Source organism: Pseudalkalibacillus sp. JSM 102089 (genome assembly GCF_041366475.1).
GTDB lineage: Bacteria > Bacillota > Bacilli > Bacillales > Guptibacillaceae > Guptibacillus > Guptibacillus hwajinpoensis_B.
The window spans coordinates 48,676-59,319 of record NZ_JBEWYW010000016.1 but is presented as its reverse complement, the minus strand read 5'-3'; the positions used below and the strand labels follow the sequence as shown (position 1 = coordinate 59,319).

Here is a 10,644-nt window from a genome sequence, read left to right as displayed (position 1 = left end):
CCGATGGTAGTTGGGGGATCTCCCCCTGCAAGAGTAGGACGTCGCTGGGCAACTAAGAAAAGCGAGAGACCAAATGGTTTCTCGCTTTTTTGTATTCAAAAAATGTTGAAAGCTCGTAAGAGAAAAAAGCTGCAGGAAAGACAATCAAAAACTTCTTCGAAAGCTTCGTAGGGGTGGAAGAAGCAAGAAATTCGAGGAAGCAAGTGATGTCAGACCGGAGTGGATATTCGTGAGATCCATGAGGATCTGGCATCGCGCAGCTGGCGAAGTTCGCCGCTTATCGCGCTCCGTATGAGAACACGGAAGTTAAGCTCGAGCGCCGATGGTAGTTGTTGGGGGGATCTCCCCCTGCAAGAGTAGGACGTCGCTGGGCAATGAAGAAAAGCGAGAGACCTGAGGGTTTCTCGCTTTTTTTGTATTTCTTTCTCAACACTTTAGATAGCTAGTTCTGTTATAAAACATCGCGAAATTAATTTTTCTGTTTACATAATAGTTTTGCCTTACTATCGCAGAGTAATTCCTCAAGCATTAAATACCTGATCGGATATATTCTCTATCTAAGCACTCAATATAATAGAGAAATAAAAGCAATTCATATAGCAGGGCTAAGAAACTTTTAATGAAAAATCTTGCTACCCTTATGTAGCAAATGAATTATTCGAGTCTGATCGTATTTTTTGTTTAATAGTTTTCTGAAGAAAATTTTAGTTGCTCTATTAAAAGGTGAAAACTAGAGAAAAAAGAGTCTTGGATTTATCTTAAATGGTAATGCTTTATACAGAAGAACTACGATAGGCTTGTTGCTTTGCAATCCTTGATAAAAACGTTATAATATATTTAACGTCAAATATAGTCAAAGTCAGTATGGAGACGGAGAGGAGGGAACTACGTGAGGAATGTTTCCGATATTATTGAAGCATATTTAAAGAAAATTTTAATGGTTGATGGAAGGGATGCTGTTGAAATAAAGCGAAGTGAAATAGCAGATAAATTTCAATGTGTTCCCTCACAAATTAATTATGTAATAAATACCCGCTTTACGATTGAAAAGGGCTATATTGTGGAAAGTAAGAGAGGTGGAGGGGGTTATATACGGATCGTTAAAGTTAAACCCGAAACCCACGCGGATTTAATAGACGAAATGATACAGATCGTCAATAATCAAGTGCCACAAGTAGTTTCAGAAAATATTATTCTTCGTTTACATGAAGAAGAGGTAATTTCGGAGCGAGAAGCGAAGTTAATGTTAAGCGTACTAGATCGTACTGTGATTACTATAGAATTACCAGTTAGAGATCATCTGCGTGCGAATATGTTGCGTGCAATGCTAACTGCTTTAAAATATAAATAAATTTTATACTTTTTAGGGTAGAGAAGGAGGGTTGCCCTATGACTTGTCAGGAATGTGGTGAGCGCCCTGCTACGCTTCATTTCACTAAGATTATTAATGGTGAAAAAACAGAGTTTCACATTTGTGAGAAGTGTGCTAAAGAAAAAGGTGAGGTTGAGCCAGGCACTAACCATTTTTCTATCCATAACTTATTATCGGGATTACTAAATTTCGATACCCCTATTGAGGAGAATCCAGCTCAGTCTTTTTATAAAAAAGAGCCAATACACTGTCCAAAGTGTGGGTTGACCTATCAACAATTCACTCAGATTGGAAGATTTGGGTGTTCTGATTGCTACAAAACCTTTTCGGATAACTTGGATCCTATACTTAAAAAAGTTCATGGGGGCAATACTGTTCACGCTGGAAAAGTTCCGAAGAGGGCTGGAGCAGCGATAGAAATTGAACGCAAAGTCCAGAACTTAAGAAGCAAAATGAAAGAGTATATCCAGCATGAAGAATTTGAAAAAGCTGCAGAAACTAGAGATTTGATTCGTTCCCTTGAAGAAAAGAGCAAATGGGAAGGGGGAGCATAATGTCACTTCAGCATTTTATCAGTGAAGCCGTAAGCCCATGGATGAAAGATGAGGGTCCAGATTCTGATATTGTCATGAGTAGTCGGGTCCGATTTGCACGTAACTTAAAGAATTATGTTTTTCCGATCGTTTCAAACAGTGAGGATAATTTACAAGTTATAAAAGAAGTTCGACAACAGTTTACAGATATTCCAGACGACCAGATTGGTGAACTTGAATTAATTGAAATGGATGAGTTAAAACCTATCGAGAAGAGAGTTCTTGTGGAGAAGCACTTGATTAGTCCTAACCTTATCGAACACTCAAATAACGGCGGCGTGCTTCTGAGCGAGAATGAAACGGTTAGTATAATGATTAATGAAGAAGATCATTTTCGTATTCAATGTCTAGTTGCAGGGTTCGAACTGAAGAAGGCGTTAAGCATTGCAAATTCATTAGATAACTGGATTGAAGGAAAAGTTGACTACGCATTTGATGAAAGAAAAGGATATTTAACAAGTTGTCCTACTAATGTGGGAACCGGCATGCGAGCTTCTGTTATGTTACACCTCCCTGCGCTTGTATTAACACAGCAATTAAATCATATTATTCCGGCTATCAACCAGCTCGGTCTTGTCGTAAGAGGTAGCTATGGGGAAGGTAGCGAAGCGCTAGGTAATATTTTTCAGATATCAAATCAGATCACTCTTGGAAAGACAGAAGATGACATCATCGAAGATTTACAAGGTGTGGTTATGCAAGTTATCGAAAAAGAGCGTGCTGCTAGAAGGGCACTTCTAGATAACTCCAGAATTGAGTTAGAGGATCGTATTTATCGTGCCCTTGGTGTTCTGCAGAACAGCAGAATTATTCAATCAAAAGAAGCAGCTAAGTGTTTGTCTGATGTAAGACTTGGTATTGATTTAGGTCTTGTAAAAGGCTTATCTAAATCGATATTGAATGAATTGCTTATCCTAACGCAACCAGGTTTCTTACAGCAGTATGCTGGGGCAAGTCTTACCCCTACGGAACGAGATATCAAACGTGCTACTTTAATTAGAGAAAGACTTGAACTTGAAGATCAACTAACGAAGAATTTGGAGGGTGATGAACAATGATGTTTGGACGATTTACAGAACGTGCCCAGAAAGTACTTGCTTTAGCACAAGAAGAGGCGATCCGACTTGGCCATAACAATGTTGGTACTGAACATATCTTACTTGGGTTAGTCCGTGAAGGTGAAGGTATTGCAGCCAAAGCGTTAACAGCACTTGGACTTGGCCCAGACAAGATTCAAAAAGAAGTAGAGAAATTAATTGGACGCGGACAGGACTCTGTTCAATCTATTCACTATACACCACGAGCTAAAAAAGTGATTGAATTATCGATGGATGAAGCACGTAAGTTGAGCCATTCCTATGTAGGTACTGAACATATTCTACTTGGCTTAATTCGTGAGGGTGAAGGTGTTGCTGCGCGCGTACTTAATAACTTAGGGGTAAGCTTGAATAAAGCTCGTCAGCAGGTTCTACAATTGTTAGGTAGTAATGAAAGCTCTTCTTCTAGTCATCAAGCTGGAGGAGCGAGCGCAAATACTCCTACACTAGATAGTCTTGCAAGAGATCTTACTGTGATCGCTCGAGACAACGGACTCGATCCTGTTATTGGTCGAAGCAAAGAAATTGAGCGAGTGATTGAAGTGCTTAGCCGACGTACAAAGAATAACCCTGTCCTAATCGGAGAGCCAGGAGTTGGTAAAACTGCAATTGCAGAAGGCCTTGCTCAGCAAATTATTAACAATGAAGTACCTGAAACGCTTCGTGACAAGCGCGTTATGACGCTAGATATGGGTACTGTCGTTGCAGGTACGAAATACCGCGGTGAATTTGAAGACCGTTTGAAGAAAGTAATGGATGAAATTCGTCAGGCAGGTAACATTATTCTGTTTATTGATGAACTTCATACACTAATTGGCGCTGGTGGTGCAGAAGGAGCAATTGATGCTTCAAATATTCTTAAACCTGCACTAGCAAGAGGAGAACTTCAGTGTATTGGTGCTACTACTCTTGATGAGTATCGTAAGTACATTGAGAAGGATGCTGCCCTTGAACGCCGCTTCCAACCAATTCAAGTTAACGAACCGACAAGTGATGAGTCCGCTCTTATTTTAAAGGGACTTAGAGATCGTTATGAAGCACATCACCGCGTTACAATTACTGACGATGCGATCGAAGCCGCGGTTAAACTTTCAGATCGTTACATTTCGGATCGTTTCTTACCGGATAAAGCAATTGATTTAATTGATGAAGCCGCTTCGAAAGTTCGCCTTCGTTCTTATACTGCACCACCAAATTTAAAGGAACTTGATAAGAAGCTTGAAGAGGTTCGAAAAGAAAAGGATGCCTCCGTTCAAAGCCAGGAGTTTGAGAAAGCCGCTTCTCTTCGTGATTCTGAACAACGCTTACGCGAGCAGCTAGAGCAGACGAAGAAAGAATGGAAAGAAAAGCAAGGAAAAGAGAATCAAGAGGTTACACCGGAGGATATTGCGATTGTCGTTGCCAATTGGACCGGTATCCCGGTTTCCAAGCTAGAAGAACAGGAAACAGAACGTCTATTGAAAATGGAAGAGATTCTTCATAATCGCCTGATCGGTCAAGAAGAAGCCGTAAAATCTATTTCAAAAGCAGTACGACGTGCTCGTGCTGGATTGAAGGATCCTAAACGCCCAATTGGTTCATTTATTTTCCTTGGGCCAACAGGGGTAGGTAAAACTGAACTAGCTCGTGCTGTTGCTGAAACACTATTCGGTGAAGAAGATTCTGTTATTCGAATTGATATGTCTGAGTACATGGAGAAACACTCAACGTCACGTCTTGTTGGTTCACCTCCAGGTTACGTTGGATATGAAGAAGGCGGGCAGTTAACTGAGAAGGTAAGACGCAAACCTTATTCTGTTATCTTGCTAGATGAAATTGAGAAGGCACATCCAGATGTGTTTAATATTCTTCTTCAAGTACTAGAAGATGGACGTTTGACTGATTCTAAAGGCCGCGTAGTCGACTTCCGTAATACAGTCGTTATTATGACTTCAAACGTTGGAGCTAGCACGCTTAAACGTAATAAATACGTTGGCTTTTCAACTGGCTCTGAAGGTCAGGAATATAGCGATATGAAAGGTAAAGTGATGGATGATCTTAAGAAGACTTTCCGTCCAGAGTTCCTAAACCGAATTGATGAGACGATTGTGTTCCATTCTCTTGAAAAGAAACACTTGAAGGAAATCATTGTTCTGATGGCCAACCAGCTTAAAGCTCGTCTATCAGATCATGGTATTGATTTTGAATTAACGGATACGGCTCTAGATAAGATCTCCGAGGAAGGTTATGACCCAGAATATGGTGCTCGGCCGCTAAGAAGAGCCCTACAGCGCCATATTGAAGATCGTCTTTCTGAAGAATTGCTTAGAGGTAACATCGAAAAAGGTCAACGAGTGAAAATCGATTATAAAGAAAATGATTTTGTTGTCGAAACCCTTTCTGAAGCAACTTCATCTTAAGAAAAACAACCGGAAGGCAAATGTCTTCCGGTTTTTTTATATTTGAGGAGTGGTTTGAGATACTTAAGGGAAAGGTATTGAGACAATGCTTATGTCTTATTTCGGGATGCTAGAGTAAAAGAGTTGAAAAGCAGTTTATTTCAATAATCAGGACGGTTTACTTGGCCTAGAGAACTTTTTAAATCTGCCAATCATTATGAGTTCATAGGAACTTATAAGTTATGATAAAATAAAGATAGTAATTTGTTCGGTTGATCGTGAAGGTGAGGGTGTTAAATGGCAAAGAAAAAAACGAAATTTATGTGTCAGGATTGTGGCTATGAGTCGGCAAAATGGATGGGGAAATGTCCGGGGTGCCATCAATGGAATACTATGGTGGAAGAGGTTGTACCAGGTGACAATGACCGAAGACGTTTTGTTACTTCAAGTAATGAAACTGCAAGTAAACCAACGTCCATCCGACGTATTCAAAAAGAAATGGAGCCTAGAATTTTAACTCATATTACAGAACTTGATCGTGTGTTAGGCGGTGGAGTAGTACCAGGCTCCCTCGTACTTGTTGGAGGGGACCCAGGTATTGGTAAATCAACTCTTTTACTCCAAACGTCATCAAAGCTTGCTGACCAAGATCATCCGGTTCTATATATATCTGGTGAAGAGTCGGTCAAGCAGACGAAGCTTCGTGCAGATCGTCTAGGAGTAGATGCAGAAAAATTATATGTATTAGCAGAGACTGATCTTGAGTATATTAGTAAAGCAATTGAAGAAATAAACCCCCAGCTTGTGATCATCGATTCGATCCAAACCATTTTCAGGTCAGAAGTTACGTCTGCACCCGGAAGTGTTTCACAAGTGCGGGAATGTACTTCTCAACTTATGCGTATAGCTAAAACAAGAGGAATAGCTATTTTCATTGTTGGCCATGTGACAAAAGAGGGGTCAATTGCTGGTCCGAGACTTTTAGAACATATGGTTGACGCTGTGCTTTATTTTGAAGGGGAACGTCACCATACGTTTCGAATTCTACGCGGAGTAAAGAACCGTTTTGGCTCAACAAATGAAATTGGTGTTTTTGAGATGAAGGAAGAGGGGCTTGAAGAAGTGCTGAACCCTTCAGAAATCTTTCTAGAAGAACGATCATCTGGATCAGCTGGTTCAACGGTTGTTGCATCTATGGAGGGAACGAGAACTGTTCTTGTTGAGATCCAGGCATTAATATCACCAACAAGCTTTGGGAATCCACGAAGAACCGCGACAGGAATTGATCATAACCGCGTTTCTCTATTAATGGCAGTACTTGAGAAAAGAGTAGGACTTCTCTTGCAAAATCAGGATGCCTATTTAAATGTTGCGGGTGGTGTGCGACTTGATGAGCCGGCAATTGACCTTGCTATTGCAGTTTCAATCGCGTCCAGTTTTAGAGATCAACCAACTCGTCCATCAGATATTGTGGTAGGAGAAATTGGACTAACAGGAGAAATCAGAAGGGTATCACGCATCGAACAACGAGTGATTGAAGCTGCCAAACTTGGTTTTGAGCGGGCTATTATTCCGAAGAAAAATATAGGTGGTTGGACTTTCCCTGAAGGTATTCAGGTTATTGGAGTTCAAACCGTAGATGAAGCATTAAATGAAGCGCTAGGAGGGTAGAAGATGGAGATCGATAAGCAGCAGGAAATCATAAATGAAATTCTAAAAATCGTTGCACCCGGTACGCAGTTAAGGCATGGAATCGATAATATACTCCGAGCTAATACTGGCGGATTAATCGTTGTGGGGTATGATGGAAAATTGCAGGACATTGTTGATGGTGGATTTTCAATAGAGTGTCGGTTTACCCCTGCTTACTTGTATGAGCTTGCGAAAATGGATGGAGCCATTATTTTAAACAAAGAAGCTTCTAAAATCCTTTATGCTAATACACAGTTAATACCCGAGACTTCGATCCCGTCTACTGAGACGGGTATCCGCCATCGAACAGCGGAACGCGTCGCCAAGCAAACAGGTAATCTAGTGATCTCGATCTCACAGCGTCGTAACGTTATTACACTTTATCAAGGAAGTATTCGATATTCATTAAAAGAAATCGGCGTTATACTGACAAAAGCGAATCAGGCGATGCAAACACTTGAAAAATACAAATCAGTTCTTGATCAAGGGATTACCGATCTCGGAGCTCTTGAGTTTGAAGAACTCGTAACCCTTCAGGAAGTTGCTCAAGTTATCCATCGTATCGAGATGGTTTTGCGCATCAAAAAAGAGATTCTTAACTACATTAATGAGCTTGGTACGGAAGGTCGACTGATTAGTATGCAGATGGAAGAACTTGTTTCGAATCTTGAATCGGAAGCAAAGTGGCTGATTGGAGATTACGTAAAAGATGTAGATGAATCTCCAGCTGATGTTATGAAACGCTTAAAGAAGCTTTCAAGTGATGACTTACTAGAAGACAATGCCATTATGAGAATTCTGGGTTATCATGATCAAAATGAGAATGTAGCACCGAGAGGGTATCGGATCTTGCATAAAATTCCGAGACTTCCATCAAATATAATTGAGAACTTGGTAGATAGTTTTGAAAACCTTAACGCTATTTCTAAAGCCTCTATTGAAGAACTCGATCATGTAGATGGAATTGGGGCCATTCGAGCTAAGAAAATTAAAGATGGATTGAAACGAATTCAGGAGCAACTCTTTGTAGATCGCCACATATAGGGCTGTGAAATAGACATTCCATAGGGGGTGTGCTAATCTATAATTAATTTATAGTCATGCAAGCTAACCTATAATCATACTATAAAATTCACAAACTTCAAGGATTTATGTTTCAATTCTGAGAATTTGTTTATAATGTTAAAAGGAGGTGAAAACGTCAATGATAAAGTGGATTGTACAGTTATTTTTTATCATTTTAGGCGGAGCACTGGGATTAGTATACTTACCAGATTTAATACAATTACTCAATATAGGGGACCTTCCAGCAGTATTTACTAATTCTTATGCAGGTGCTGTCATAGGAGCGGTGTTGTTCTTTCTAGCAACTTTTTGGGTGACAGATTATATTGTCGATTTCATTCGTCTGGTTGAAGAAAAGGTTGTTAGTGCACCGGTTGGAGACGTACTATTTGGGGCAATTGGACTGATTATTGGACTTATAATTGCATTTTTACTAACCGTACCTCTGGCTGAGATTAATTTTCCAGTTGTGAGTAACATTCTGCCGATTTTCATTACCATTTTGCTTGGGTATTTTGGATTCCAGGTTGGATTTAAAAAGCGTGATGAGCTGATTAATCTTTTCTCGAACACCAAAGGAAAAGATAAGAAAAAGGATAACGATGAGGATGAAATTGATTCTGGTTCATCCAAATTGAAAATCCTTGATACAAGCGTAATTATTGACGGAAGAATTGCTGATATCTGTCAAACTGGTTTTCTTGAAGGAACACTCGTTATACCACAATTTGTACTGGAGGAATTGCAGCATATTGCTGATTCATCAGACGTTTTGAAACGAAACCGTGGTCGTCGAGGTCTTGATATACTAAACAAGATACAAAAAGAGCTTGCGGTGAATGTGGAAATATACGAAGGTGATTTTGAAGAAATTCAAGAAGTTGATAGCAAACTGGTTAAGCTTGCCAAGCTTGTTAATGGCATGGTTGTTACAAACGACTTTAACTTAAATAAAGTATGCGAACTTCAAAAGGTTCAAGTGTTGAACATCAACGATTTAGCTAATGCGGTTAAACCAGTCGTTCTCCCTGGTGAAGAGCTTAATGTTCAAGTCATCAAAGATGGAAAAGAATATAATCAGGGCGTAGCCTATCTAGACGATGGTACAATGATTGTAGTGGAAGAAGGTAGGAATTATATTGGCAAAACGATTGATGTTCTTGTAACAAGCGTATTGCAGACATCAGCTGGACGCATGATTTTTGCCAAACCCAAACTACTCGAAAAAGCACTTTAAGTGATAGGCGACGGGGGTTCTAGCTTTGAAATATTCAGTAGTCATTCCTGCTGCCGGACAGGGAAAAAGGATGAACGCAGGGAAAAACAAACAATTTATTATGCTTGAAGGAAAACCGATTATCGTTCATACGATATCGGTTTTTCAGAGTGACCCACATTGCGAGGAGATCGTGCTCGCTGTAAATGAACGTGAGCATAAAGATTTTCACTCGCTGATTCAGGAATATGGATTAACAAAGGTAAGTCATGTCGTAACAGGTGGCTATGAACGTCAGCAAAGTGTTTATGAAGGACTTAAAGCATTACAAGGGGATAAAATTGTTTTAATTCACGATGGCGCCCGTCCTTTTTTTACACATGAAGTTGCAAATCAAGCGGCGACAGCAGCTAAAGATTACGATGGTGCGATTGTAGCTGTTCCAGTTAAGGACACAGTGAAGCAAGTGGATGAACTGAAGGTGCAAAAAACCATTGATCGCTCAAGCTTGTGGGCTGTGCAAACTCCACAGGCTTTTCGTCTTTCAGTCATCAAAGGAGTTCATAAATGGGCTGAGGAGAACGGTGTGATTGGAACTGACGACGCCAGTTTAGTAGAGATGAATGGACGCTCAGTCCAAGTGATTCCGGGGGATTATTGGAATGTGAAATTAACAACACCTGAAGATTTAATTTTTGCGAGAGCGATCTTGCGAGAGAAGAGGGAGAGTGGAGTTTAATGCGAGTTGGTCATGGCTTTGATGTACATAAGTTAGTGGAAGACCGTCCGTGTATTATTGGAGGGATTACCATTCCATTTGAGAAAGGTTTGCTTGGTCATTCCGATGCTGACGTACTCCTGCATTCCGTTGCGGATGCTTGTCTTGGGGCTATTGGAGAAGGTGATATAGGAAAACATTTTCCCGATACAGATGAAGCTTTTAAAGATGCTGATTCAAAGGAACTTCTTAGACATGTATTTGGAATTGTGAAGGAAAAAGGCTTCACGCTCGGTAATGTGGATTGCACGATTATTGCGCAGCTTCCCAAAATGGCTCCTCATATTTCAGCTATGCGTGAAGTGATTGCTCATTTACTTGAGGGTGACATTAGCCAGGTCAATGTGAAAGCTACTACTTCAGAGAAGCTTGGATTTACTGGTAGAGGGGAAGGAATTGCGGCTGAAGTTGTCGTATTGCTTCATAAAGCTTGACCGATAATTTGACGGTAAT

General features: G+C 40.3%; 9 protein-coding genes. All 9 read left to right on the top strand.

The window, feature by feature from the left end; genetic code table 11:
- Positions 1 to 889 precede the first annotated feature (889 nt).
- Positions 890 to 1,351 carry a CtsR family transcriptional regulator gene (locus tag ABVF21_RS21085; protein WP_371018920.1) on the top strand — a complete coding sequence of 154 codons (462 nt, stop codon included), beginning with the start codon at positions 890 to 892 and terminating at the stop codon, positions 1,349 to 1,351.
- Between the two features lie 38 nt (positions 1,352 to 1,389).
- Entirely contained in the window at positions 1,390 to 1,926 is a 537-nt protein-coding gene (locus ABVF21_RS21080) for a UvrB/UvrC motif-containing protein (protein WP_303535890.1), read from the top strand.
- On the top strand, positions 1,908 to 3,023 hold the full coding sequence (locus ABVF21_RS21075) for a protein arginine kinase (protein ID WP_371018919.1): 1,116 nt from the start codon (positions 1,908 to 1,910) through the stop codon (positions 3,021 to 3,023). The genes ABVF21_RS21080 and ABVF21_RS21075 overlap by 19 nt, the downstream gene beginning before the upstream one ends.
- Positions 3,020 to 5,461: an ATP-dependent protease ATP-binding subunit ClpC gene (clpC, locus tag ABVF21_RS21070; RefSeq protein WP_303535887.1), complete on the top strand. Its 2,442-nt coding sequence runs from the start codon at positions 3,020 to 3,022 to the stop codon at positions 5,459 to 5,461. Before ABVF21_RS21075 ends, clpC begins: the two co-directional genes overlap by 4 nt.
- Before the next feature lie 276 nt (positions 5,462 to 5,737).
- Positions 5,738 to 7,111 (top strand): DNA repair protein RadA, encoded by a 1,374-nt coding sequence (gene radA, locus ABVF21_RS21065; protein ID WP_194220270.1) that lies wholly within the window; start codon positions 5,738 to 5,740, stop codon positions 7,109 to 7,111.
- Between the two features lie 3 nt (positions 7,112 to 7,114).
- Positions 7,115 to 8,176, top strand: a complete 1,062-nt coding sequence (gene disA, locus ABVF21_RS21060) for a DNA integrity scanning diadenylate cyclase DisA (RefSeq protein ID WP_194220271.1) — start codon at positions 7,115 to 7,117, stop codon at positions 8,174 to 8,176.
- A 160-nt stretch (positions 8,177 to 8,336) separates the two neighbouring features.
- A complete protein-coding gene (locus ABVF21_RS21055; protein WP_194220272.1) occupies positions 8,337 to 9,434 on the top strand; it encodes a PIN/TRAM domain-containing protein in 1,098 nt (365 codons plus the stop codon).
- A gap of 25 nt (positions 9,435 to 9,459) precedes the next feature.
- Complete coding sequence (gene ispD, locus ABVF21_RS21050) at positions 9,460 to 10,152, top strand: 2-C-methyl-D-erythritol 4-phosphate cytidylyltransferase (protein ID WP_303535881.1); 693 nt, start codon at positions 9,460 to 9,462, stop codon at positions 10,150 to 10,152.
- The gene (ispF, locus tag ABVF21_RS21045; protein WP_303535879.1) at positions 10,152 to 10,625 is read left to right on the top strand and encodes a 2-C-methyl-D-erythritol 2,4-cyclodiphosphate synthase; all 474 of its coding nucleotides are present in this window, start codon (positions 10,152 to 10,154) and stop codon (positions 10,623 to 10,625) included. Before ispD ends, ispF begins: the two co-directional genes overlap by 1 nt.
- Positions 10,626 to 10,644: the final 19 nt, after the last annotated feature.

Excerpts from the sequence above, each read along its gene's own strand:
- ABVF21_RS21080 (WP_303535890.1), top strand. The coding sequence starts at position 1,390 with ATGACTTGTCAGGAATGTGGTGAGCGCCCTGCTACGCTTCATTTCACT.
- radA (WP_194220270.1), top strand. The coding sequence starts at position 5,738 with ATGGCAAAGAAAAAAACGAAATTTATGTGTCAGGATTGTGGCTATGAG.
- clpC (WP_303535887.1), top strand. The coding sequence starts at position 3,020 with ATGATGTTTGGACGATTTACAGAACGTGCCCAGAAAGTACTTGCTTTA.
- ispF (WP_303535879.1), top strand. The coding sequence starts at position 10,152 with ATGCGAGTTGGTCATGGCTTTGATGTACATAAGTTAGTGGAAGACCGT.
- disA (WP_194220271.1), top strand. The coding sequence starts at position 7,115 with ATGGAGATCGATAAGCAGCAGGAAATCATAAATGAAATTCTAAAAATC.
- ABVF21_RS21075 (WP_371018919.1), top strand. The coding sequence starts at position 1,908 with ATGGGAAGGGGGAGCATAATGTCACTTCAGCATTTTATCAGTGAAGCC.
- ABVF21_RS21055 (WP_194220272.1), top strand. The coding sequence starts at position 8,337 with ATGATAAAGTGGATTGTACAGTTATTTTTTATCATTTTAGGCGGAGCA.